At 36.7% G+C, this 26,141-nt stretch carries 22 protein-coding genes and 1 pseudogene; 17 read left to right on the top strand and 6 right to left on the bottom strand.

Annotation, left to right across the window (positions count from 1 at the left end; translation table 11 throughout):
* Positions 1-27 precede the first annotated feature (27 nt).
* From ACIEHO_RS10605 to ACIEHO_RS10555, 11 genes and pseudogenes are all read left to right on the top strand, one after another.
* Positions 28-969, top strand: a complete 942-nt coding sequence (locus tag ACIEHO_RS10605) for a LamG-like jellyroll fold domain-containing protein (protein WP_406971463.1) — start codon at positions 28-30, stop codon at positions 967-969.
* A 177-nt stretch (positions 970-1,146) separates the two neighbouring features.
* Positions 1,147-1,482, top strand: a complete 336-nt coding sequence (locus tag ACIEHO_RS10600) for an arsenosugar biosynthesis-associated peroxidase-like protein (protein ID WP_406971461.1) — start codon at positions 1,147-1,149, stop codon at positions 1,480-1,482.
* Between the two features lie 119 nt (positions 1,483-1,601).
* Positions 1,602-2,657, top strand: a complete 1,056-nt coding sequence (gene arsS, locus ACIEHO_RS10595; protein ID WP_406971459.1) for an arsenosugar biosynthesis radical SAM (seleno)protein ArsS — start codon at positions 1,602-1,604, stop codon at positions 2,655-2,657.
* Between the two features lie 3 nt (positions 2,658-2,660).
* On the top strand, positions 2,661-3,155 hold the full coding sequence (locus tag ACIEHO_RS10590) for a rhodanese-like domain-containing protein (RefSeq protein WP_406971457.1): 495 nt from the start codon (positions 2,661-2,663) through the stop codon (positions 3,153-3,155).
* Entirely contained in the window at positions 3,148-3,777 is a 630-nt protein-coding gene (locus tag ACIEHO_RS10585; protein WP_406971455.1) for a TIGR04282 family arsenosugar biosynthesis glycosyltransferase, read from the top strand. The genes ACIEHO_RS10590 and ACIEHO_RS10585 overlap by 8 nt, the downstream gene beginning before the upstream one ends.
* Positions 3,770-4,582 (top strand): purine-nucleoside phosphorylase, encoded by an 813-nt coding sequence (locus tag ACIEHO_RS10580; RefSeq protein WP_406971453.1) that lies wholly within the window; start codon positions 3,770-3,772, stop codon positions 4,580-4,582. Before ACIEHO_RS10585 ends, ACIEHO_RS10580 begins: the two co-directional genes overlap by 8 nt.
* A gap of 81 nt (positions 4,583-4,663) precedes the next feature.
* Positions 4,664-5,632, top strand: a complete 969-nt coding sequence (arsM, locus tag ACIEHO_RS10575; RefSeq protein WP_406971451.1) for an arsenosugar biosynthesis arsenite methyltransferase ArsM — start codon at positions 4,664-4,666, stop codon at positions 5,630-5,632.
* A 69-nt stretch (positions 5,633-5,701) separates the two neighbouring features.
* A pseudogene (locus ACIEHO_RS10570) lies at positions 5,702-6,156 on the top strand (sterol desaturase family protein); the annotation flags it as partial.
* The gene (locus ACIEHO_RS10565) at positions 6,153-6,851 is read left to right on the top strand and encodes a DUF547 domain-containing protein (RefSeq protein WP_406971449.1); all 699 of its coding nucleotides are present in this window, start codon (positions 6,153-6,155) and stop codon (positions 6,849-6,851) included. The pseudogene ACIEHO_RS10570 and the gene ACIEHO_RS10565, both read left to right, overlap by 4 nt.
* Positions 6,844-7,536, top strand: a complete 693-nt coding sequence (locus tag ACIEHO_RS10560) for a TIGR04283 family arsenosugar biosynthesis glycosyltransferase (RefSeq protein ID WP_406971447.1) — start codon at positions 6,844-6,846, stop codon at positions 7,534-7,536. The genes ACIEHO_RS10565 and ACIEHO_RS10560 overlap by 8 nt, the downstream gene beginning before the upstream one ends.
* Before the next feature lie 168 nt (positions 7,537-7,704).
* Complete coding sequence (locus tag ACIEHO_RS10555; protein WP_406971445.1) at positions 7,705-8,796, top strand: sialate O-acetylesterase; 1,092 nt, start codon at positions 7,705-7,707, stop codon at positions 8,794-8,796.
* Between the two features lie 95 nt (positions 8,797-8,891).
* Here ACIEHO_RS10555 and ACIEHO_RS10550 read toward each other — a convergent pair whose 3' ends face one another.
* Positions 8,892-9,623 carry a metallophosphoesterase family protein gene (locus ACIEHO_RS10550; RefSeq protein ID WP_406971443.1) on the bottom strand — a complete coding sequence of 244 codons (732 nt, stop codon included), beginning with the start codon at positions 9,621-9,623 and terminating at the stop codon, positions 8,892-8,894.
* Between the two features lie 145 nt (positions 9,624-9,768).
* On the opposite strand from ACIEHO_RS10550, the gene ACIEHO_RS10545 reads away from it, so the two are divergent.
* The gene (locus ACIEHO_RS10545) at positions 9,769-13,221 is read left to right on the top strand and encodes a pyruvate carboxylase (protein ID WP_406971441.1); all 3,453 of its coding nucleotides are present in this window, start codon (positions 9,769-9,771) and stop codon (positions 13,219-13,221) included.
* Positions 13,222-13,224: 3 nt separating this feature from the next.
* Here the strand turns inward: ACIEHO_RS10545 and ACIEHO_RS10540 are convergent, their stop codons facing one another.
* The 3 genes from ACIEHO_RS10540 to ACIEHO_RS10530 are packed head-to-tail and all read right to left on the bottom strand — an operon-like array spanning position 13,225 to position 16,437.
* A complete protein-coding gene (locus ACIEHO_RS10540; protein ID WP_406971439.1) occupies positions 13,225-14,493 on the bottom strand; it encodes a POTRA domain-containing protein in 1,269 nt (422 codons plus the stop codon).
* Positions 14,486-15,487 carry a glycoside hydrolase family 113 gene (locus ACIEHO_RS10535; protein ID WP_406971437.1) on the bottom strand — a complete coding sequence of 334 codons (1,002 nt, stop codon included), beginning with the start codon at positions 15,485-15,487 and terminating at the stop codon, positions 14,486-14,488. The genes ACIEHO_RS10540 and ACIEHO_RS10535 overlap by 8 nt, the downstream gene beginning before the upstream one ends.
* 35 nt (positions 15,488-15,522) lie before the next feature.
* A complete protein-coding gene (locus ACIEHO_RS10530) occupies positions 15,523-16,437 on the bottom strand; it encodes a hypothetical protein (RefSeq protein WP_406971435.1) in 915 nt (304 codons plus the stop codon).
* Between the two features lie 203 nt (positions 16,438-16,640).
* On the opposite strand from ACIEHO_RS10530, the gene ACIEHO_RS10525 reads away from it, so the two are divergent.
* From ACIEHO_RS10525 to ACIEHO_RS10505, 5 genes are all read left to right on the top strand, one after another.
* On the top strand, positions 16,641-17,951 hold the full coding sequence (locus ACIEHO_RS10525; protein WP_406971433.1) for an NAD(P)/FAD-dependent oxidoreductase: 1,311 nt from the start codon (positions 16,641-16,643) through the stop codon (positions 17,949-17,951).
* Between the two features lie 22 nt (positions 17,952-17,973).
* Positions 17,974-19,539 carry a 4Fe-4S binding protein gene (locus ACIEHO_RS10520; protein ID WP_406971431.1) on the top strand — a complete coding sequence of 522 codons (1,566 nt, stop codon included), beginning with the start codon at positions 17,974-17,976 and terminating at the stop codon, positions 19,537-19,539.
* A gap of 128 nt (positions 19,540-19,667) precedes the next feature.
* Positions 19,668-19,901 carry a thioredoxin family protein gene (locus tag ACIEHO_RS10515; RefSeq protein ID WP_406971429.1) on the top strand — a complete coding sequence of 78 codons (234 nt, stop codon included), beginning with the start codon at positions 19,668-19,670 and terminating at the stop codon, positions 19,899-19,901.
* A 67-nt stretch (positions 19,902-19,968) separates the two neighbouring features.
* Complete coding sequence (locus tag ACIEHO_RS10510) at positions 19,969-20,232, top strand: DUF2024 family protein (protein ID WP_406971427.1); 264 nt, start codon at positions 19,969-19,971, stop codon at positions 20,230-20,232.
* Positions 20,233-20,283: 51 nt separating this feature from the next.
* Positions 20,284-20,886, top strand: coding sequence for a MarR family winged helix-turn-helix transcriptional regulator (locus ACIEHO_RS10505; RefSeq protein WP_406971425.1), 603 nt, complete (start codon positions 20,284-20,286; stop codon positions 20,884-20,886).
* Positions 20,887-20,957: 71 nt separating this feature from the next.
* Here ACIEHO_RS10505 and dnaE read toward each other — a convergent pair whose 3' ends face one another.
* Both dnaE and ACIEHO_RS10495 read right to left on the bottom strand, forming a co-directional pair.
* Positions 20,958-25,346: a DNA polymerase III subunit alpha gene (dnaE, locus tag ACIEHO_RS10500; RefSeq protein WP_406971423.1), complete on the bottom strand. Its 4,389-nt coding sequence runs from the start codon at positions 25,344-25,346 to the stop codon at positions 20,958-20,960.
* Between the two features lie 172 nt (positions 25,347-25,518).
* Positions 25,519-25,968, bottom strand: a complete 450-nt coding sequence (locus tag ACIEHO_RS10495) for a ferritin-like domain-containing protein (RefSeq protein ID WP_406971421.1) — start codon at positions 25,966-25,968, stop codon at positions 25,519-25,521.
* Positions 25,969-26,141: the final 173 nt, after the last annotated feature.

Genomic DNA, 26,141 nt, shown 5'->3' with positions numbered 1-26,141 from the left:
TCAGCTAACATTTGAAAACCTATTAATTTGAAAAAAGAACTTCTACTCGTTTTATCGACACTAGTATTTTTCATTTCCAACGCCCAAACTACTAATGTAACATGGCATGTTGACAATCTTACCGAAATTGGAGGTAGTAGTGTTCAAGTTATTGGAAACCCACAGATAATTGAAACAGAACTTGGCAAGGCCATTGAATTCAACGGAATTTCCGATGGACTAATAGTAGACAATAATCCTATGGCAGGAGCTACGGCTTTCACTGTTGAAATAATTTTTAAACCCTACTCGGGCGGAGGAACCGAGCAACGATTTTTGCATTGCCAACAAGATGACAATAACAGAATTCTTATAGAGCTGAGAAACAACAACGATGAAAACTGGAGTTTAGATACATTTATAAAATCTGGCGCATCAAATCAAGCTTTGTTGGATTATTCATATGTGCATAGTTTAGATAATTGGATGCACGCGGCTTTGGTTTATAAAAACGGCACTATGGAACATTATGTTAACGGCTCAAAAGAATTGGAAGGCCATGTAAACTACCAAGAAGTTAGTTCTGGCCATACCTCATTGGGCGTTAGACTAAACCAAGTGTCTTGGTTTAAAGGGGCTATTCACTCTGTAAAAGTTACTCATGATGCCTTACCTCCCGAAGAGTTTATGACAGTCGATAAAGTATTAGGAACAAAGGAGAGCGGCAGAATTAAATTATTTGGTAAAATTTCTCCCAATCCTATAAACTCAACCAGTGCATTCAAATACCAATTAAGCCAAGCATCAAATATTTCCATTAAAATATTTAACACAGTCGGTTCAGAAATAAACAGCCTTTTTAATGGGTTCCAAAACCAAGGCTTACACGAATTGAAGATTAGTCGAAATAATCTAAAATCAGGCATATACTTTTTGGTTATTAATTACCAGAACCAAACCACTATTAAAAAAGTAGTTATAACCAATTAATTGAAAAAAATTTCGGAGCACTGTTAACTTCTATCAACTTCTTAATCAATTTTCTGCAAGCATTCCAATTTATCATCAATCTTATTTAAGGCATAAAAAACTTGATTTTCTGTTAAGTCTGCATTTTCATACCGACTTAAACCAACAGATTTATATATTTTAGACAAAAATATCTTTATGCAAAAAACATACTACGACCCAGCAGACCTTAAAAAGTTCGGAAAAATAAGCGACTGGAATCAAGAACTGGGCGACAAATTTTTCGAGTATTACGGCAAAGTTTTTGAAGAAGGCGCACTAACAGCAAGAGAAAAATCCTTGATTGCCTTGGCCGTTGCGCACACTATTCAGTGCCCATATTGTATCGACGCCTATACCGGAGACGGTTTGCAACGTGGCATTACCAAAGAAGAAATGATGGAAGCTTTGCATGTGGCAAGTGCCATTCGTGGTGGTGCGTCATTGGTGCATGGCGTACAAATGATGAATAAAGTGAATAAATTAGATGGTTAAAGTTTGGGCGTTACCACAAGGGTCGGGCTTTCGGCAGTCGCTCCCTCCTTCGTCGGGGAGCTTCAACAAATGCCTCAATCCCTAACGTAAAACCCAACTCGAAAAGAACACAACAATTAATGGCAACAAAATCTTTACATAAACGCGAAAGCGCCCTAGCAAATAGCAACAAACAGCTTGAAATTCTGTCTAATGGCATTTTTCAAAGTGGTGATTTACCCACTTTTAAAAACAAAATTGATGAAACAGGGCAATTTCCTTTAAAGGCCAAAAAGCTTGAAATTCTTCAAATCAATGTAGGCTATATGTGCAACCAAGTTTGTACCCACTGCCATGTGGATGCAGGCCCAGACCGCAAGGAAATCATGACGCGCGAAACCATGCAACAATGTTTGGAAGTCATTAAAAGTACTGGTGCCCACACACTCGATTTAACAGGCGGCGCGCCAGAAATGAACCCCAATTTCCGTTGGTTTGTTGATGAGGCTTCAAAAGTTGGTATAAAAGATTTTATTGTCCGCTCCAATCTAACCATCATAAAAGCCAACAAAAAATATAATGATTTACCCGAATTCTTTAAAAAGCACAATGTGCATGTAGTGAGCTCAATGCCCCACTGGACTCGTGGAAAAACAGACAAACAGCGGGGTGATGGTGTTTTTAACACGTCCATTGAAGCCTTAAAAATGCTCAATAGCGTAGGCTACGGCATGCCAGATAGCACTTTACGTTTAGATTTGGTTTATAATCCGTCAGGGGCGTTTTTACCAGGCGACCAAGCTTCCATGGAAAAAGATTTTAAAAAGGCATTAAAAGACGATTTCAATATTCATTTCCACAACCTCTTTGCCATTACCAATCTGCCTATTTCTAGGTTTTTAGACTATTTAATCGCCTCAGAAAATTATGAAGACTATATGTACGCTTTGGTAGAAGCTTACAATCCCATGGCGGTTGAAAATGTAATGTGTACCAACACACTGTCGGTAAGTTGGGATGGTTATTTATATGATTGCGATTTTAACCAAATGCTCGAATTGGGTATAAACAGTAAAGTAAAACACATTTCAGAATACAACGAAGGGCTTCTGGAAGGAAGGGATATTGTTATTTCACAACATTGCTACGGTTGTACGGCCGGTGCCGGAAGTAGCTGCCAAGGAAGTGTAGCGTAACTCATGAAACAATTCTTCACCTACATTATTTTATTATCGTCAGCCTTGTGTTTTTCGCAAAAAACGCTTGAGAAACTATTGAATAAACACAACAGCGACAGCATTCCCTATATTGCCGTTAATGTTCTCGACACCATTCAAAACCAAGTTGTTTTATTGGATGCTAGAGAAGTATATGAATATAAAACGAGCCACTTAAAAAATGCCATACATATTGGTTACGATTTTTTTAATCTCGAAGAATTTAAAGAAAAAGTACCCGAAAAAAATTCAAAAGTGGTGGTATATTGTTCATTGGGAATTCGCTCTGAAGATATTGCCTTTAAGCTAAAAAAAGCGGGCTATAACAATGTTCAAAATTTATATGGCGGTATTTTTGAATGGAAAAACAACAACTTACCGGTTTACAATTCCAATGAAAAACAAACCGACAGCGTACATGTTTTTTCAAAAGCATGGGGAAAATGGTTAAAAAAAGGCATAAAAGTTTATGAATAAAGAACTGGTAATCGTTTTTGTGAAAAACATAAAACTAGGAAAAGTAAAGACCAGATTGGCCAAAACCATTGGCAACCAAGGCGCTTTTGAGGTATATAGCGAACTGGTAAAAGTAACCGAAAAAGCTACGGAAAAGCTATCGGCCGATATTCATATTTACTTTTCTAATGCCATCGTCAACACCAAATGGAAAGACGCGTACAAAGCGGTTCAAGAAGGTAAAGATTTGGGTGAACGCATGCACAATGCATTTAAAAAAGGCTTTCGAGATGGTTACGAACGCATCGTTTTAATTGGTTCAGATTTACCCGAAATTTCATCGCACCACATCAACCAAGGATTAAAAAGTCTAAACCAGCATGAAACTGTTTTTGGCCCTGCCGAAGATGGTGGCTACTACCTTATCGGTCTCAGCAAAATGCATCCGTTTATTTTTGAAAATAAGCCGTGGAGCCAACCGCATTTGCTAACAGAAACATTAAAACAGTTAAGAGAAAACAACATAACTTTTACTACTTTAGAAACCTTAAACGACATTGATACCTTTGAAGATTTAATCGATTCAAAATTTTATCAATTAAATTTAAAATTACAAGAAAAAATAAAGCATTTACATGATTAAAGTTATTGAAGAAACAGTAAATTATCTTAAAGGGAAAGATTTCGAAAAACCTGAAATAGGCATTATTCTCGGTACAGGTTTAGGACAACTTGTTGAAGACATCGACATTATTAGCGAAGTAAGCTACAACCACATCCCTAACTTCCCAACGGCAACGGTAGAATTTCACGAAGGAAAACTCATTTATGGCAAAATCGCAGATAAAACTGTTGTAGTTATGCAGGGACGTTTTCACGTTTACGAGGGCTACTCACTTCAGGATGTAACATACCCAGTGCGCATTATGGAGAAGTTGGGCATCCATACCCTTTTGGTTTCCAATGCCGCCGGTGCTATCAATTTAGATTTCAAAAAAGGTGAATTAATGCTTATTGAGGATCACATAAACCTTCAGGGCAGTTCACCATTAGCTTTTAAAGGTGTTGAACTTTTAGGTGAACGCTTTACCGATATGAGCGCACCTTATGATGCTGAAATCAATTCAACATTAAAAACCATTGCCAAGGCCAATAATATTAAATTGCACGAAGGTGTTTACGCCAGTGTGGTTGGACCACAGCTTGAAACCCGGGCAGAATACCGCATGCTAAAACTTATTGGTGCCGATGCTGTGGGCATGAGCACCGTGCCGGAAATAATTGTGGCCAATCATTTAAAATTAAAAGTAGCTGCCGTGTCAGTTTTAACAGATGAATGCGACCCAGAAAACCTAGAACCTGTTGACATCAAAGATATTATTGCCAGTGCCGAAAAAGCAGAACCGCATTTAGTAAAAATATTCCATCAACTTATTGAGACTTTATAACGTCATTCCGAACGAAGTGTGGGAATCCCATCAAAAGATTGCCACCTCTTTTATTGCTCGCAATGACAAAAAACTTAAAACATGAGCTACTTAGAAACCACATTCGACGTCTATAAAGAAGCAGCATTAACACCTGATGTTGGGTTATGCTGCACCACCAATCCCATATGGGAATTACCTGGATTAAAAATCCCGAAAATCATGCAGGAAATGAATTATGGTTGTGGCTCTACAGTGCATGCACGTGATTTATCAAACAACCCAAAAATGCTTTATGTAGGAGTTGGTGGCGGCATGGAACTTTTGCAATTTTCTTATTTTAACAGAACAAAAAATGGCGTTGTAGGTGTTGATGTAGTTGATGAAATGTTGGAGGCTTCACGCCAAAATTTCAAAGAAGCCGAAAAACAGAATGATTGGTTTAAAAGTGAGTTTGTCAATTTAAAAAAGGGAGATGCCTTAAATTTACCCGTGAAAGACAACAGTATTGATGTTGCGGCACAGAACTGTTTGTTTAACATTTTTAAAGCCGAAGACCTAAAAAAAGCCATTGCAGAAATGTACCGTGTTTTAAAACCACATGGCAAATTAGTAATGAGCGACCCCACATGTGAGCAAGCCATGAACGAAACGCTGCGCAACGATGAGCGACTGCGGGCTTTATGCCTAAGCGGTAGCCTTCCCATAAAAGATTATGTAAAAGCACTAACCGATGCCGGCTTTGGCACCATCGAAATAAGAGCCAGAAAACCTTACAGGATTTTAGACCCAAAGCACTACCCGACAGATGAATTAATTTACATCGAATCCATTGAAGTAGCTGCCATAAAAGACCCTATGCCAACCGACGGCCCATGCATTTTTACAGGAAAAGCAGCAATCTATTTCGGTGAAAGCGATTATTTTGATGATAACAAAGGGCATGTTTTACTCAAAAACCAACCCTTGGCTATTTGCGATAAAACAGCTGGAGCCTTGGATTCACTTAAGAGGGACGATATTTTTATAAGCGAGTCTACCTTTCATTACGACGGCGGAGGATGTTGTTAGATTTTAGATTATTAAGGCATTTTCATGTATAGATATCTAGACATTATAAAAAACTCTTATTTAGGTTATTGGAATTTCCACAAAGTACAACACTCGGTTAAAGAAATGGGATTTGCCGCCCACCTGCGCTACCATTAGATGGAACCAGGAGTTTACAAATCGTTGCTATATATTCCATTGGCTTTAGTTGCCAATTACAGTGCGCATAATGTTGCTGTTGTTTATTTTTTCACATTGCTATTGGGCATTTAAGCTAAGCCTTTCTGGGTTGGGACTACGAATTTTTAAAGTATATTCTTAACAATCCTAAAATGCACATTTGGAACCACGCCAAAAAACTTCCTGAAAAAGTTAGGTTTGGCATAAATTATGGACTAACACTCGGTGTTTGGGATTACATCTTTAAAACCAATTATGTACCGTACAACGGACGCGACATCGAATTGGCCTTTGAAAATGACGAAAGTTTCCCTAAACACTTTGTTGAACAAGAACTGTATTCTTTATCAAAACCAAAATCATGAGAAACATCTTTTTTGCTTTATTAGTCTTTTCAATAAGTCACATCAATGCACAGAAAGTTAGTCATGATGCTTGGAACAACATATTAAAAGATTATGTTTCCGAAAAGGGAAATGTTAACTACAAATCTTTAAAAAACAACCAAGGCGACATAACCCAATACATAAACTATTTGGGAGAAAACACACCCAATGAGGATTGGAGCGAAAATGAAAAATTAGCCTATTGGATCAATGCATACAATGCACTTACTATTGATTTAATTTTAAAGCACTACCCCATTAAAAGTATAAAGGACATAAAAAATCCGTGGAAGCAACGTCTATGGACATTGGGTAAAAAATCATTTAATCTAGATGAGATTGAGCACGAGATATTACGGAATATGGGTGAACCCCGCATTCATTTCGCTATAGTTTGCGCATCTTTTTCTTGTCCCAAACTTCAAAACGAAGCTTTTACCGCAGAACAGTTAGATCGTCAGCTAACCAAAGCCACAAAAGAATTTTTAAACGATTCAGGCAGAAATGAAATTTCCAAAAATAAGCTAAAGCTTTCAAAAATATTTCAATGGTTTTCTAAAGATTTCGAAAAAAACGGAAGTTTGATTGATTTTTTAAATCAGTATTCGGATATTGAAATTTCAACTAAAGCAAAAAAAACTTTTAAAGATTACAATTGGGATCTGAATGAATAAAATTTCCATAATCATTCCTATTTTAAATGAAGCTGAATTTATCGCGAAATTGCTTCAGCACATTAAAGATAATTCAACCCAAAACCATATTGCTGACATTATTGTAGTTGATGGCGGAAGTACCGACGATTCAACACAAATAGTTTCTAATTTTAAAAATGTCACCCTTTTAAATTCTGAAAAAGGCAGAGCCAAACAAATGAACTTTGGAGCAAAACACGCTACGGGAAACATTCTTTATTTTTTACATGCTGATTCTTTTCCTCCAAAACATTTCGACCAACTTATTATAAACGAAGTACAAAAGGGAAATAAAGCTGGATGCTTTAGAATGCAATTTGACAGCACCCATTGGTGGCTTAAATTGGCCAGTTGGTTTACCCAATTTAATTGGCGAGCCTGCCGAGGTGGTGATCAAAGTCAATTTATTACCAAAAAACTTTTTAATGAAATTGACGGGTATGATGAACAATATCTCATTTATGAGGATAACATTTTAATCAATGAATTGTACTCCCAAAATCAGTTTACCGTCATCAACAAAAAATTATATACTTCAGCTAGAATGTACCGAAAACACGGTATCTGGAAATTGCAATACCTCTATTGGTCTATTTATGTGAGAAAGTGGTTTGGGGCTGAGGCAGAAAGCTTACAAGATTATTATAAAAAAAAACAACTATAACTTTAGTTGATATTTATAAATTAAATTTTTGGAATGAACTATTATTCCAAAAAGAAGTAAAGTAAAATATTTTATTATAATAATTAAAAGGTTTAATTGTATAATTTTACAAAAATCAAATATCGTAAGTTTTCCCAATGGAATCACAAAAGACTAAAATGTAACATAATGAAAATAAAAACTTTATCTGCAATTACATTCTTTTTTACTATTGTATCATTTGCTATTGGCACTCATGATCATGCAGGTGATTTTTCAGACAAAGAGGTGAAAATCAACTCTAAAAAAGAATTTGTCATCATAGCAGAAGGGCAAAGTAACATGACAGCTACAGACCCCAATATAGTTCCCTTCGATATAAAGCCAAACAAAAATGTTTTTATATGGAATAATTCTAAATCTAATTGGGAAATTTTAAAACCAAATTATGATAACATTTATTTTCATTTTGCTCGAAAATATCAAGAAACTTATGGAGGTGTTGTTAAGATAATTTTAAATGCATTAGGAGGCAAGCCCATCGAAGAATGGATAAAAAAAGGAAGTGTGGACAGGCATCAAATGTTAGTAGACCAAATACAAGCATCCGGAATTACAAAAGTAAACGTTCACTTATGGCATCAAGGGGAAAGCAATTCGCAAGACCCAAATTATATTTTTAAATTGAACGCAAGATTGGATTTGCTTGAGTCTTTGCCTCAATATGAAAAAGACAAATATTTCTTTCTTTTTGGTGAAATAGTTCATGATTACCCTGTTTATAAAATTTGGAGAGCAGCCGCTCTATGTTATGAAAATGTAATAAGCAGAAAATATGTGGCTTACGTGAGATCAGAAGGTTTAAACACTGTTAAATCAGGACCAGGAATTAATGTCCATTTTGATGGAGTTGATTTGTACAAGTTTGGTCAAAGATACTTTGATGTGTATCAAAATATGAGCATAGGTCAAAACCTTCAAGTTGGGGGCTCATTTGAAATTCAAAACCAAAATTCCGATTTATGGGATTTAACCAAAGATACCTTTATTTTACCATCTAATTCTCCATTGAACACCTTAGTTCTTCCCAGAAATTTTTACAACAAAAAATTTAAAATAACCAATTTAAAGGAAACCCCAGTAACACTTTTGCCATATTCAGGGAATATTTCAGGCAAGTCCAGTTATTTGTTGAAGAAAAAATCTACAATTGAATTTAAAGGGTATTCTAACGGCGACGGAACAGCTGAAGCTTATCAAATAATTAATATTAGTGAATAAAAAGGACTCCTTATTTATCTGATTGCTGAATTCGACGAATACCAGATAGTCATAAAGTAAGTTATAAGCTTCCCCATAATAGCTAATTATAAGACTTACACCTTATTCCGCCCCGATTCATTCGGGTATAAAATCGGCAAATTATCGCTTTGCCAAAACGTCTTGGTGTTAATATCAATACCCGTTAATTTCCCTTTAAATGCAGCGCCCGTATCAATATTCCAAACATTGGTGGCATTCATCGGCAGGTCAGAATTAAAATTTGTGGTTGGTGTGTGCCCAATATAAATTTCGCTGTAATGTTTTAATCTATTTGGAAATAACGGTGAATCTTTTTCAATACTTTTATCCATGGTTAAGGCCATTTCCCAAAGGGTTCTGTCAAAATACAATGTGGTTTGAAATACTTCCTTTTCAACGCCATGCATCGATGTAAATCCCGCGTGCAAAAACAATCGGTTTTTGTCATCCAAATGGTACATCTTCAGATTCTCAAAAAACTGCAAGTGTATCTTTTTAGCCCCATTTGAAAACCCTTCGTAACTTTCCATGGTTTCTTTTCCACCATGCATATACCAAGTTGGGTTTACATCGCCATCACGTAACCATTCTTCGCACCACACATCGTGATTCCCTTTTATAAATACACAATCTATTTTTTCAGAAAGTTCGATTAAAAACTGAATGACTTGTGCCGATTCACTCCAACCGTCCACATAATCACCCATAAAAATAAGGGCATCTTCATCGTTAACTTGCATTTTATTTAAAACCTGTATTAAGGCCTTTAATCCGCCATGAATATCTCCTATTGCTAAAACTCGCATAATCTCATATTGTTTTCGGCAAAACTAAGGGTTTCATAACATAATAATCAAGTGGAATATTAAATTATGTTTAAAAATGATTTACAATCACTAACTAAAATTCGTATTTTATGCAAGCTATTTACAAAACTAACTAATACATCGCATGAAAATAAAAAAAGTTTTAGTTGCCAACCGTGGCGAAATTGCCATTAGAATCTTTAGAGCCTGTACCGAAATTAATGTAAAAACCATTGGTATTTACACCTATGAAGACCGCTATTCGCTACATCGATACAAATCGGACGAATCTTACCAAATTGGCGACGACAACGAACCGCTAAAACCTTATTTAGATATTGATGCGATTATAAAAATTGCCATTGAAAATGGTGCCGATGCCATTCATCCCGGTTACGGTTTCCTTTCTGAAAATGCCAATTTTGCACAAGCTTGCGAAGACAGCGGTATTATTTTCGTCGGGCCAAAGGTATCAGTTTTAAAATCCTTGGGTGACAAAATCACTGCAAAAGAAGTAGCCATTGCAAACCAAATACCCATTATTAAAAGTAACGAAAAACCTTTAAAGGATGTAAAAATTGCTGTTTCCGAGGCCAAAAAAATTGGCTACCCTATTATGCTTAAAGCGGCCTCTGGTGGTGGGGGAAGAGGTATGCGTGTTATTAGAAACGAAGAAGAACTAAAAAAAGCTTATACCGAAAGTAAACGTGAAGCTTTAAATGCCTTTGGAGATGATACCGTTTTTTTAGAAAAATTTGTTGAAAACCCAAAGCATATTGAAATACAAATAGTGGCCGATAGCCATGGGAATACCGTGCATCTTTTTGAGCGTGATTGTTCGGTGCAACGACGCTACCAAAAAGTGATTGAGTTTGCGCCATCATTCGGTTTAAAAGAGGAAACCAAAAATGCACTCTACAATTATGCCCTAAAGATCTGTAAGGCTGTAAATTATAATAATATTGGTACCGTAGAGTTTTTAGTTGACGATGATAATTCCATCTATTTTATTGAGGTTAATCCTAGAATTCAGGTTGAACATACCGTTACAGAAGTCATTACCAACATCGATTTAGTAAAAACCCAATTATTTATTGCTGGCGGTTACAAACTCAGCGATGAACAAATAAAAATTGCCAATCAGGAATCGATACAAATAAATGGCTATGCCCTGCAATGTCGTATTACTACAGAGGATCCACAGAACGATTTCAAACCAGACTACGGAACGGTTTCTGCATACCGGAGCGCATCAGGTTTCGGTATCCGATTGGATGCTGGAAGCATTTATCAAGGCGCTAAAATTTCACCATTTTTTGATTCTATGTTAGTCAAGGTTACTGCGAATAGCAGAACCCTGGACGGTGCCAGCAGAAAAATTCGTCGGGCGCTGGCTGAATTCAGAATTCGAGGGGTAAAAACCAATATGCCGTTTCTCGACAATATTCTAAAACACGAAACCTTTCGGCAGGGTAAGGTCACCGTTAATTTCATAAAACAAAACCCAGACTTATTTGAGTTTAAAGCCCCTAGAAATAGAGCCACAAAACTAATCACTTATTTGGGTGATATTATTGTTAACGGTAATCCTGATGTTAAAGAAATCGACCACTCTAAAACCTTTGTAAAGCCAAAAGTACCCAAGTTTGAAGCTTATGCGGAACACCCCGAAGGCACAAAAAACTTGTTAACCAAATTAGGACCGGACAAATTCGCTGAATGGCTAAAAAATGATAAGAAAGTTCATTTTACTGACACCACCATGCGCGATGCCCACCAAAGTTTATTGGCTACCCGAATGCGTACTTTCGATATGCTGGAAGTAGCTGAGGGGTACGCCAAAAACCACCCCGATATTTTTAGCATGGAAGTTTGGGGCGGTGCTACATTTGATGTATGCTTACGATTTCTTCAAGAAAACCCTTGGGAACGCTTGCGCCTATTACGAAAAGCGATGCCCAATCTACTATTACAAATGCTTATTAGAGGTTCAAATGGTGTGGGTTACAAGGCGTACCCAGATAATTTAATTGGTGAATTTGTTGAACATGCTTGGGAAAACGGTGTTGATGTATTCAGGATTTTCGATTCTTTAAATTGGATGAAATCTCTTGGACCATGTATCGAGCACGTACGCACGCGAACACAAGGTTTAGCGGAAGGGTCTATCTGTTACACTAACGATATTTTAGACCCTGCGAATAAAAAATACGATTTAAGATATTACGTTAATCTCGCCAAAGACATTGAAAACGCAGGTGCACATATTTTGGGCGTAAAAGACATGGCGGGCTTATTAAAACCTTATGCCGCTTACGAATTAATTTCAGCTTTAAAATCTGAACTGAAAATTCCTGTGCATTTGCATACCCATGACACTTCTTCCATTCAGGCAGCTACTTATTTAAAAGCTATTGAAGCGGGTGTTGATGTGGTAGATGTGGCCTTAGGAGGATTATCAGGTTTAACTTCCCAGCCCAATTTTAATTCGGTGGTTGAAATGCTCAAGTTTCAGGACAGAGCAAGCCATATCAATATTGATTCCTTAAACGAATATTCCAATTATTGGGAAACCGTTAGGGAATATTATTACCCTTTTGAATCGGGCCTAAAAGCAGGTTCGGGTGAGGTTTTTAAACATGAAATTCCTGGCGGACAATATTCCAATTTAAAACCACAGGCACGTGCTCTTGGTCTGGAAGACAGGTTTCATGAAATTACCCAAATGTACAGCGATGTCAACCAACTTTTTGGCGATATTATTAAGGTAACGCCTAGTTCGAAAGTAGTGGGGGATATGGCGCAATTTTTAGTGAGCAACCATCTCACCATTCAAGATGTTCTTGAAAAAGGGGAAACTTTATCCTTTCCGCAATCGGTGGTTGATTTTTTCAAAGGTGATTTGGGACAACCAGTCGGTGGGTTTCCAAAAGACCTTCAAAAAATCATTTTAAAAGGCCAAACACCATATTCTGACCGACCTAACGCACATATGCCGCCGTTAGATTTGGAACAAGAGTACAAAGATTTCAAAAAGATATTTGAACAGGATTTGAGTAGAACGATTGAATATACCGATTTTCTATCTTATCAACTATACCCCAAAGTGTTTACCGATGCATATAACAAACATTTAAAATACGATAACCTGATGAATTTGCCTTCTAAAAATTTCTTTTACGGCATGGCAATAGGTGAAGAAATCATCGTAGAAATCGACAAAGGGAAACGCATACTTATCACCTTAGAATCTATTGGACAACCAAACAGTGACGGTATGGTAACGGTATATTTCAAATTAAACGGACAAGGGCGAAGCGTTGAAATTAAAGACAATGCTATAAAAGTTGAAAAGGTTGAACATGCTAAGGTTGACAAAGAAGACAGTAACCAAATTGGCGCACCGCTTCAAGGTATGTTGTCAACCATTTTGGTAAAACGTGGTGAAAAAGTAGCAAAAAACCAACCCTTGTTCATTATCGAAGCTATGAAAATGGAAACCACCATTACGGCGAATGCAGTTGCAACGGTTAAGAAAATTGCTTTAAAAGCAGGAATTATGGTCAATGCAGATGATTTAGTTTTAATATTGGAATAACGGTTAAAAATACTGCCCAATACCAAAAACAAAACCCTTACTGGCATTTTTAGTAATGCCATAGCCGTAGTCAATTCTAAAAATAGCGTTATAAATTTCTTTATGAATAAACCTTAGGCCCAAACCGGGATAAACCTTCATGTTTTCCATCTTTGTAAAATCACTTAAATCACCACCAGGGTTTCGCCAAGAACCCGCATCAATAAAAGCATTGCCCTGTAAAACAAACCACCCTTTTTCAATAAGTGTTTGCCTTAATTCTGTATTAAAAACTATAGTACCAGTTCCTCTATCTATAGTATTTCCAACACCTCTAACATTTAAATTATTATCAACGGAAAAAGGGGCAAACGGTGTTTTATCATTTGTTGAAAACCCCACTCGCATTCTTGTGGCCCAATTTCCTTTTTCACCCCATCTTTTAAAATAAAAAAAATCGTTCCAACCAATAAAAAAATCGGGCAACATATCGTTGGTAGAAGTCACATATTGAAAATTAAACTGATTCCTTGTCCCAGTAACATACTGATAGAAATAGTCCAATTTGTTGTAATCATAAATTCCTTTTAACAACCATTTATGCACATTCAATTCTGGTCTGTTATTAATGTTTTCACCTTTAAAGCTATAATCTTCTATAAAATAGTTTAAGCCTAATTCCAGTCTGTTTTTTAAATCAAATTGAAATAGGCCCATAATTTCAATTGACTTATTTCGGTATTTGTAATTGGCGGTTTCATCATCAAAGAAAACTGGTTCTTGCGTTGTTAAATCTTGAAAATTTAAGGCAAGTCCTAACCGGTTTGAAAATAAATACGGTGCTCGAAAATTTAGGGCATAGGAACTATAAATATCCTTTTGATAAAATCCCCCAAAAATAATATTTCGCCCTAAAACATTAAACTCATACAAACCGAGGCGATAAGCAAACTCGTCTTCATCAGTAGTATAAACATTAACTGATGGAATAAGCGTAAAATTTTCAACAATATTATAGTATACATTATACTGATTTTCTTCGACAGGAAAAACTTGGTAAGACGCGTGGGATATCGAAGGCAAACGTTTCAACCGAATTATATCTAGTTCAATAACCAAAGAGTCTAAAACCTCGCCGCTTTTTATTGAGGATATTCGTTTTATGAAAGACGTTTTTAATCTCTTGTTTCCCTGGATTTTTAAATCGCTTATAAACTTATCTTGAGCTTCGATATTTTGTAATGCCATGACCAAACACCCTAGTGTTAAAAAAAAACGTAATGCATTACTCATTTAAACTAAACTGTTTTTTTATTAAGGCTTCAACTGGTTTATTTTGAGGCGTAAATCTTGAATTATTCTTGCCTCCTGCCTTATTATGATTATGATACCATTTCCAAATAAACCCACCGGCAAACCAATCTTCACTCCAAAATGTTTCAAACAAGGCTTGCGTGGTATGGGTCTGGGCCTCGAGATTTACTTCCGTCATGCTCCGGTCACTTTTCCAAGGCTCTAGTCCTGAATAATCAACACTTCTATAGCCAAACTCTGTAAACAAAATGGGTTTATTATATTGTTTTGCTGTTTTAATAATCAGTTTTTTATGCGGTTCCCAGCCCTTTAAACATTCCTTTACAGTTGGGGTTTTACTATTGCTAACGGGAAAATAAGCATCAATTCCTATAAAATCCAACATGCTCCAAAAAGGTGTCTTATTAAATTCATTCCAATTCGCAGCATAAGTAAGTTTTCCGTGATATATTTCTTTAACTTCATCAATTAATTGACTCCAATATTCTGGCCTGTGTTCAACAAATTTTTCAAGTTCGGTGCCTATGCAAAATATATCGACTTTCATTTCTTGGGCCAGTTGCGCAAACTCCAAAATAAACTTTGAATATGAGTTTTCTAGAAGCTCCCAATCGGCTTCACTATTCATTTTAATACGTCCCGTAAATTCACCGCGCCATACCCAAATTTGTGGTTTTAGCATAATTTTAATGCCTTGCTCATTTAAGGTATTAACATATTGTTTAGCTCCTCTCTTAGTTTCACCAAACCATTGTCTTTTAGTATTAAAAATTATTTCTGGATGCTCCAAATTTTTAATGAAACCAAACGGCATTACAGCGGCGTAATTAGCATTAATTTCAACTACATAACTTACATGGCTTTTGTTGATTGTGTCTCTAGAAGCCACGAAACTTACGCCATTTATTTTTTGGATTTGTGCGGCGCAGGATTGAAAACTTAGAATTAACAATAAGAACTTAAGCTTATTCATAAAAATCGTTTAAGTTCCTAATTTACTATTAAATCTTAAAACAAGGCTCTCAGCCCTATATTAAAAGTTTCTCCAAGACCTGTACTCGTGCCTCTAACAAAGTTGGTGTAAAGCGCTTCAATATTTAAAACTTCACTTATTTGATACTTAGCGCCACCGCCCAAAGCTGTGAAATCTTGTGAAAAATTATTACCTAAATCTAACAACTGTGAGTGTTGCGCTAAGGCCAAAACAGTGAATTTTGAACTGGGGAAATAACTTAAAAACACCCCAGGGGTTAACCTCAAACTATTATTGGCAAAACTGCCTCCAATTTGAGCTCCATTGATATCTCTTTCTATTTTTTTTCCAAAATTAAATTCGGTATTCAGCTCGGAAAACAACTGCCAATCGCCATTGGAAAAACTGTAATCATAAAAGAATCTATTTTGAAGAATCAACCCTTTTTGATCTAAATACACATTATTTTCAACCTCATTATCGACTAGAGGAATATGAAAAGCCGTTTGAACCGTAAAATTTGAAATACTTTTTATCGGGTTAAATTTTATTGCAGGAGCGAAAGAAGTAAAACCAGAGCGCGCTGAACCAGGTTCCCCATCAAATTTAAACACATCGAAGGCCTTACGGCCATTAATAACGTTGGACCTAAACTCTAATAACACCCCTATGTTAAAATTATTATTATCCGAAATGCCCGAAAAAATATCAACGGTAGACGTAAAAAATGTGTTTCTGGGAATGCTTTGTTTTGCTCCATTCGTTCCAAATAAATCCTTGGTTTCCGTGTATAAATTATTAAACCATTTTATATCCCACTGTCCTTTTTTCAAGAGCTTAGAAGGTGTGTAGGTCTGGATGTTACTCCGTTGGTCAGTTTCTGGGTCTTCTTGTGAAAAGCCCACAAATGTAATCATTACAAATACAAAAAGTGTCTTTAGTTTTTTCATTCCGTCGTTAATTGATTTACAAGTAACGGCTTTTAAGTCGAATAAAATGTTAGATAACTTACATTTACTGTATAGGGTTTTTCATGTCTATAAAATTTAATAATACTTACAATGACTTCTAAATTTAAAGTCGTTCTAAATTAATAGGCTCACTATAAGTTATTATCTTTAGCTTCGACCAATTAGGGCATAACCAACAAAATATGGAAGAACATATTGCTATTATTGGAAACGGCATTTCTGGCGTTACCGCTGCAAGACATATTAGAAAAATTTCCAATAAAAAAATCACTATTATTTCTGCTGAAACAGATTATTTTTTCTCGCGTACAGCGCTAATGTATGTGTACATGGGGCATATGAAATTTGAGCACACCCAACCCTACGAAAATTGGTTTTGGAAGAAAAACAACATCGACCTAAAAAAAGGTTTTGTAAAATCAATTGATTCAGACGCCAAGACGCTCCATTTTGATGATGGCGATACATTAAAATATGATAAACTTATTATTGCCACAGGCAGCAAACCCAACAAATTTGGATGGCCCGGCCAAGATTTAAAAGGTGTTATGGGCATGTACCACAAACAGGATTTAGAAAACCTAGAACATTATGCACCGAACAACCAAACTTGCAAAAGAGCCGTAATTGTTGGTGGGGGGCTTATTGGAATTGAACTGGCCGAAATGCTGAATTCAAGAAATATTCCTGTGACATTTTTAGTTCGAGAATCTAGTTTTTGGAACGGTGTTTTACCAGAAGGTGAAAGCGAAATGATAAACCGGCATATAAAAAACCATCACATCGATTTACGCTTAAGCACCAATTTAAGAGAAATAAAATCGGATGAAAACGGCAAAGTGAAGTCTGTAATTATTAAAGAAACAGGTGAAGAAATACTGTGCGATGTGGTAGGGTTGACCCCTGGCGTATCACCAAATATTGATTTTTTAAAAAATTCTGGTATCGAAACGGGCAAAGGCGTAAAAGTAAATCGCTTTTTAGAAACGAATATTGAAAATATTTATGCTATAGGTGATTGCGCCGAACAACATGAACCCATTGGCCAGCGTCGCCCAATTGAAGCCGTTTGGTACACCGGACGCATGATGGGTGAAACCGTAGCTCAAACCATTTGCGGGAACCGTATTCAATACAACCCCGGACATTGGTTTAATTCCGCAAAATTTTTAGACATTGAATATCAAACCTATGGCTGGGTTTTTAATAAACCAAGGGGAAATGAAGCCCACTTCCATTGGAAATATGAAGACGACACCAAATGCATTACAGTTTGCTATAACCAAAACTCAAATGAATTTTTAGGCATAAACACCTTCGGAATTAGGATGCGCCATGAGGTTATTGATAAATGGCTAAACGAAAAACGTGATTTAGATTACGTGATGCAACATTTAACTGAAGCCAACTTCGACCCCGAGTTTTATAAAAACTATGAAAAAGATATTTTTATAGCCTATCATAAGGAAATTAAAACTCCAGAAACTGTTTAAAAATCATTAATGTTCTCGTGATATGTCATTAACCAAACCCGAAATAAGTCATTTATCAACTAAACAAAAAATAGCCGTGTTTATCGGTTCTGTTGGTCTTTTTATTTTAGCTCTGGCTTTATTCAATTTGAATTTCCCTAATAAAACCTTGTTCTTAACTTTAGCTTTAGGGCTTATCACTATTGCCACTATAATATTTTCGAACGATTTGTATTTAACCAAATTAGAAGGCATTAAAAATGATGCGGTTTGGTTTAAATCCATTTCTTCAAGAGGTGTTTTGGCCTGGGCTACTGGTATTGTTCTGACTTGCTTTTATATTGTGCTCTATTTTTATCCGCAATATTTGGGGCAAACACCTTCTGGGGAGGCTAATACTGGACTAATTTCATTGTTCGATCCCTTAAGTCAATTTTTAAGTGGAAGACCAGCGAGCCAGTGGTTTGTTTACGGAACACTTTATACCGTGGCTATTTTAATTTTCGGATATAAATTTATACTCAAATACCGCCACAATAAATACGAACAAATCCGTACTATTTCTGTGATGTTTTTTCAATTGGCCTTTGCCTTCTTAATACCCGAATTCATGTATGTTATGAATTCTGATTTACCTTATTACGACCTCAAAAACATTTGGCCACTCAACTATTACAACTTTGAACAGTACCGGATAAACTCGTTTATAAATGGAGGGACCATTGGTTTAGCTATGCTTATTTTCGGTGTGCTATCTGTTTTTGTCATCACACCTATTCTTACCTATAAATTTGGAAAACGCTGGTACTGCTCGTGGGTTTGCGGTTGCGGTGGATTGGCCGAAACTGCCGGAGACTCATTCAGGCAATTAAGTGATAAAAGCCTTTTTGCCTGGCGTGTAGAGCGATGGGTTATTCACAGTGTTCTAGTTTTTGTGGTGCTAATGACTACTGCCGTTATTTATACGTATTTGGGCTACGACCCAAATAAATATTGGTTAACCCGTGATGTCTTTCTGTTTTCGGTTGCTGGGTTTTTAACTTTGGTTTTTGCACTAACCATGATTTTTAAGAGAAAAGAATTAGGAAAAGACGCAAAATACGGAGCCATTGGTTATTTTGTGATTATAATCGTTCTAATCGGGATTCACTTGTTTAGCTCGGAAACCAAACTATTTTTATTTAAAAGTGAAACTCTACGTTCTTCCTATTCGTTTTTAATCGGCGCCATTTTTTCTGGGGTGATTGGCACTGGGTTCTACCCCATTTTTGGTAACCGTGTGTGGTGTCGTTTTGGATGCCCTATGGCCGCTATTTTAGGTTTTCAGCAACGGTTATTTTCAAAATTTAGGATTACAACCAATGGCGGACAGTGTATTTCTTGCGGGAACTGCTCCACCTATTGTGAAATGGGAATAGATGTTAGGGCTTATGCCCAAAAAGGCGAAAACATTGTTCGTTCCAGCTGTGTTGGTTGTGGCATTTGCTCTGCTGTTTGTCCGCGTGGTGTTTTAAAATTAGAGAATGACAGTATGAAAGGCCGAATTAATCCCAACGAAATCCTTTTGGGCAATAATGTTGATTTGATGGATTTGGTAAATAATAGGTAAAACATCCAAGCACTAATTAAGGTAATTCAAAAGAATTTTAAGAAAATAATTACCTGAATATTTTTATTAGTTAGGATTCCTTACTATATTTGTTATATTATTTTATTAATTCTTAAAAAAATAACATTATGAGTAAGTCAATTTTCTATCACGCTGGATGCCCAGTTTGTCTCAGTGCAGAGCACGACATTGTAAATTTAATTGGATCTGAAAATGTAGAAATCGTACATTTTTCCGAAAGTGCCTCCAGAATTCCAGAAGCCGAAAACGCTGGAGTAAAATCTGTACCTGCATTGGTTACCCCTAACGGCAATGTTCTCCATATTAACTTTGGTGCTTCAATGGCCGATGTAAAAGGATAATTTTCAACCAAATTAGTTAGGATTCCTATCTTACAAAAGGAATCCTAACTTCTAAAAACTAAACTAGATGAAAATTGCAGTTTGGGAAACTTATGTAAAACGAAGCAACGGCACGATAATACATTTAGATATTCTTGTACCTATCGAACTAAAAGACCAAGAAACCATTTTTAACTTCGGCAAGCACTATCTAAATACCAAGCCATTTGAAACCTCGCAATTAACCGCAAACGAATGTCGGCTTTGCCATATAGAACAAGCCACAGAATCAATAATTGCCTCCATTAAAAAAAATAGTTATGCAATTATTGAAATGGAAAATTGCCATTAGTTTAATTAGGATTACTAACTTTGTCCCGTTACCTAGGGGACTTTTAATTTTATGAGCGACAGTATATTCAATCCAGATTTTCAGCAGCAAAACCTATCCAGTAAAATTGTGGCGGGTTTAGAGCGTATTTCAGAAGTATTTAAAGTTTTACTTTGGGAAAAGGCAAAATTATTAGGTTTAAGCCCCATTCAAATTCAAATACTCATTTTTATCAATTACCATAAATTGGAGTTTTGTAATGTGAGTCACCTAGCCAAAGAATTTAACGTTACGAAGCCCACCATAAGTGATGCGGTTCGGGTATTGGAAAAAAAAGAACTGATTAAAAAAGTAACTTCTTCAACCGACAGTAGAAGCTACGCTATACAACTAGCGGGATCCGGTGTAAACATAATTTCTGAAACTGAAAATTTTGCCCAACCCTTAAAAGCACAATTAGAAAATATAGACAATAACGAACTGGAAGACACCTTTAAAACGCTAAGTCTGCTTATTTATAAGCTCAATCGAACTGGCGTTTTAACTGTACAGCGCACCTGTTATGGCTGTAAGTTTTACGAGAATACTGAAAATAAACATTTCTGTAATCTACTTGAAAAAGAATTATTAAACACCGACATTCGGCTTGATTGCCCAGAGTTTGAAGAACGGTAAAACTTAAAAAAAATATTTCGGCCTATTCTTATGTCGTTTCTAATGTAACGCCTAATAATGACCACAAACAATTAGTTTAACTTAAACCTCACATCTTGGGCTTGTAATTCATTTATCAATTCTTGGCTCACTTTTACTTTTTGCCTTCGGCTGGGCATATTCAGTTTCATCTTTTCTTTGGTGTCGTAAATCACAAAATTGAGCACTTTATTTCCTGGATGTAAACTAACAAGCTCCTTTAATGCTGTTATTTTCTGTTCATTCAAATCATTAATTTCGATCTGTATAGAAAGTTTTTTGGCATACTGTTCCATAACATCATGTAACAACTGAAAATTATTAAACTGCAACCTAGGATCGCTGCGTTTACCTGTGTCTTTGTTTATCCAACCTTCACGAACAAATGTCTTTACAAATACGAAATTGTTGTTCATTAAAAAGTGACGAAATTTTAAATATTCCTCACCAAAAACTCGGAACTCATAACTATCTGTATAATCTTCAACAGTGAATAATGCCCAGCCCTTTCCTTGTTTACTTACGCGATGTTGTACATCGGTAACCACGCCACCAAAGACAAGCTCACGATTCACATAAGGCTCCAAATTATTGAACATCCCCACTTTGGCATTGCAAAAAGTTTTCATTTCAAGTTTAAAATCATCCAACGGATGCCCAGAAATATAAACACCAACTACTTCGCGCTCTTTGCTTAGTTTTTCCATAGTGCCCCACTCTTCGCACGGCGGCACTTCTGGCTCGGCAATTTGAACTTCACTGGCTTCTCCAAACAAACTTACCTGTGCCGAATTTTCATTCTCTTTGTGCTTTTGCGCATACTTGATGGCCTTTTCTAAGAAAGTGATTCCATCGCCTTCATCATGAAAATATTGTGCACGGTGGGTATCACCTAAACTATCGAAGCCTCCAGCTAGAGCCAAATTTTCAAAAGCTTTTTTATTGGCTGCGCGCAAATCAATGCGTTTAGCCAAATCGAAAATAGATCTATAATGGCCATCTTCTTTTCTGTTTTCAACAATAGTCATTACTGCACCATGGCCAACACCTTTAATGGCACCCATTCCAAAACGTACCGCACCATCTTTATTCACCGAGAACTTATAGTAACTTTCGTTAACATCGGGACCAAGTACATCCAATTTCATGCGCTTACATTCTTCCATAAAGAATGTTACCTGCTTAATATCGTTCATATTATTGGAAAGTACAGCCGCCATGTATTCTGCGGGATAGTGGGCTTTCAAATAAGCCGTTTGATAGGCAATCCAAGCATAGCAGGTAGAGTGCGATTTATTGAAGGCGTAACTCGCAAAGGCTTCCCAGTCTTTCCAGACTTTCTCTAAAACTTTGGCATCATGGCCATTGGCACCGGCCTGTTCGATAAATTTGGGTTTCATTTTTGCGAGTACCGCAATTTGTTTTTTACCCATGGCCTTACGCAAAACATCGGCTTCACCTTTTGTGAAATCGGCCAATTTTTGCGACAGTAACATTACCTGTTCTTGATAAACCGTAATCCCGTAGGTTTCCTTGAGGTACTCTTCCATGGCTGGCAAATCGTACTCAATGTCCTCATCACCGTGTTTTCTACGAACGAAACTTGGAATATATTCCATAGGCCCTGGACGATATAAAGCATTCATCGCAATTAAATCTTCAAAAACGGTGGGTTTTAAATCGCGGAGGTGTTTTTGCATGCCGGGCGATTCGTATTGGAACACCCCAACGGTTTCACCGCGTTGGAACAAAGCATAGGTTTCTTCATCGTCAAGCGGAAAAGACTCGGGATCTAATTGAACACCATGCTTTGCTTTAACAATCTTAACCGTATCTTTAATTAAGGTGAGTGTTTTTAACCCTAAGAAATCCATTTTTAGAAGCCCTGCTGATTCCACTACCGAGTTATCAAACTGGGTAACATACAAATCGGAATCCTTGGCCACGGAAACAGGAACGAACTTGGTAATATCATCGGGTGTTATAATAACTCCACAGGCATGAATTCCTGTATTTCTAACCGAGCCTTCTAGTACCTTAGCTAGGTTTACGGTCTCAGCCTGTAAATCGCTACCATCGGCAATATTTAAAAGCTCGTTAATTTTTTCTAAATCTTCAGCCCTAAATTTCTTTCCCAATTCTTTTTCATCCAAACCAAAAATTTTGTTCAGCTTAGACATATTAGGGATAAGCTTCGCTATTCTATCGGCATCAAAAAGTGGCAAATCCAATACACGGGCCGTATCACGAATGGAAGACTTTGCAGCCATCGTTCCGTAAGTGATAATTTGTGCCACTTGGTTAGCCCCGTATTTTTCAATCACGTAATCCATCACCCGACTTCGGCCTTCATCATCAAAATCGATGTCGATATCTGGCATACTCACACGGTCTGGATTAAGGAAACGCTCAAAAAGCAAATCATACATCATCGGGTCAATGTTGGTAATCCAAAGGCAGTATGCCACTACAGACCCTGCTGCAGAGCCACGACCGGGTCCCACCGAAACATCCATCTTTCGAGCCTCACGAATAAAATCTTCCACAATTAAGAAATAGCCCGGATACCCTGTATTTTCAATAACACTAAGCTCAAAATCCAAACGTTCCGTAACTTCTTGAGAAAGTGGTTCGCCATAACGCTTTTTGGCTCCTTCGTAGGTAAGGTGACGTAAATATGAATTTTCACCACGCTTTCCCCCATCAACCAAGTCTTCGTCGTGCTTAAATTTTTCGGGAATATCAAAAGCAGGCAAGAGCACATCACGAGCCAACACAAAAGCTTCTACTTTATCAATAACTTCTTGAACGTTGAGAATTGCTTCCGGAATATCCTGAAACAATTTTTTCATGTCGTCGGAAGACTTAAAATAGTACTCTTGATTGGGTAAACCGTAACGGTAACCGCGACCGCGACCTATTGGTGTTGCCTGCTTTTCCCCGTCTTTAACACACAATAAAATATCGTGTGCGTTGGCATCTTCTTTATTTTGATAATAGGTATTATTTGTCGCAACCAGCTTTACTTCGTGTTTTTTAGCCAGTTCAACTAAAGTGGGATTAACGCGATTTTCGTCTTCTTGGTTATGGCGCATCAATTCAACGTACAAATCGTCGCCAAATTCTTGTTTCCACCAAAGCAAGGCTTCCTCAGCTTGATTTTCTCCAACATTCAACACTTTGCTGGGTACTTCACCGTATAGGTTACCGGTAAGAACAATAATATCTTCTTTGTACTGCTGAATAAGTTTTTTATCAATTCGTGGCAAATAATAAAATCCATCAACAAAAGCATGAGACGACAATTTTGCCAAATTATGGTAACCGTTTTTGTTTTTTGCCAAAAGCACGATTTGGTAACCGTTATCTTTTCGGGATTTATCGGTATGGTCTTCACAAACAAAAAACTCACAACCCACAATAGGTTTTATCTCTTTGGCATCAACCTGCTCACCTGTTTCTTGGGCGGCTTCAATTTTTGCTTTTACACCTTTGTTATGGTTGCTCACAGCATTTACAAAATGAAAAGCCCCCATCATATTAGCATGATCGGTCAAGGCTACAGCAGGCATATTATGCTTGGCTGCAGCACTTACCAAATCGGCGACACTCATGGTAGATTGCAACACCGAAAACTGCGAATGGTTGTGTAGGTGTGCAAACTCAACATCGGCCAATTCCGACCTGTTTTGTTTGAGATCTTCGGTTGAAAGACTCGTTTCAAACGCTTTTTTAATGCGCTCCTGTATTTTGGCACTTTCCTTTTTTAAATTAATGTGCTTAAGCCCAATAAGTTGAATTTCAGAAGGATTGACTTCCTTGAAATTTTTAAAATAATCGGGTTCAACATCCAGTTCTTCCTTGGTATATTCTTCTAAGCGGATGAGTTCTAAAAAACAGCGGGTTGTAGCCTCAACATCGGCAGTAGCATTATGCGCTTCGGCAAAAGGGGCATTAAATAAATGTTCGTGTAGCTCAGTTAAAGTTGGTAATTTAAACTTACCATAGCGCCCTCCAGGGATTTGGCACAATTGTGCCGTATGCTCAGTACAGGTATCTAAAACGGGTAATTCTTGCAGTGGGTTTTCAACATTACCACGTACAAATTCGGCACCCATAATATTCAAATCGAACTTAACATTTTGCCCAATCACAAACTTCGTTTTCTTCAAAGCAGCATTAAACTTTTCTAACACCTCTGCCAATGGCACACCTTGCTCTTCGGCTAATTGGGTTGAAATACCGTGTATTTTCTCAGCATCATACGGAATATTAAACCCATCTGGTTTCACTAAATAATCTTGACTTTCAATACAATTTCCCATAGCATCGTGTAGCTGCCAGGCTATTTGAATACAGCGTGGCCAGTTGTCTACATCTGTTATTGGTGCATCCCAGCGCTTTGGTAATCCGGTAGTTTCTGTATCGAAAATTAAGTACATTCCTTAATATTTATGAATTGATGTGTTAGCCGTTTTAGGTAAAACGAAGAGCATAAAAATACATAGAAATGATAGGTTTTTAAATTGAAGTTGTTATGAGTTTTGAACAAAAAAAACACCCAACTTGGCATTTTCCAAGATTAGGTGTTTTACACTAACCAACTAAAGTATTTTAAGACACTAATTCTTCGTGTACTTTTTCGGTATTAATGGCTGCCTGTATGGCTTTTTTCTGATTAATTAACAGAGAGTCAATACTTGGGGGCAGCGTTTTATCCTTGAGAATTTCATTGTACTCTTCAAGGCTGGATTCTTCGCCTCTAATGGCTTCTTCAAGAATGGCTTCTTCATCGTTGGAACTGAATAAGGATTTTAAACTCATCCAATTTCTATGAACGGCTCCTTTAAAACTTCCCGATTCTTTGGGTTCTTGCCCATATCGTAAAATTTCTGTCCTTAGTTCTTTTGCAAATTCGCTTCGCTCTCTCGCTCTGCGTTGAAAAAAGATTTTTAAGGTTGGAGATTCAACGTTTTCAACAGCATTAATATAGCCTTTTTCAGCATCATAATTCTTTACTAATAATTCATTCAATTTGTTTGAAATTTCTTCAGTGTACTTCATAATATCCTTTTCATTTTTTAAATTTCAATATATTCTTTAAGGATGTGTATTGTTTCACATCGGCTTTAAAAAGATAAGGTACAAGACCATAAAAGTCAAGTTTTTTAACAAACTTTAGCGGATAAATCTTTTATTTAACAACCAACCGTTTCATTTTAACAAATATGCTCAAC

The sequence above is a fragment of the Flavisericum labens genome (assembly GCF_045446075.1).
In the GTDB taxonomy this organism is placed as follows: Bacteria; Bacteroidota; Bacteroidia; order Flavobacteriales; family Flavobacteriaceae; genus Flavisericum; species Flavisericum labens.
Note: the sequence above shows the minus strand (reverse complement) of the source record. Positions and strands in the feature narration are given on the sequence as shown.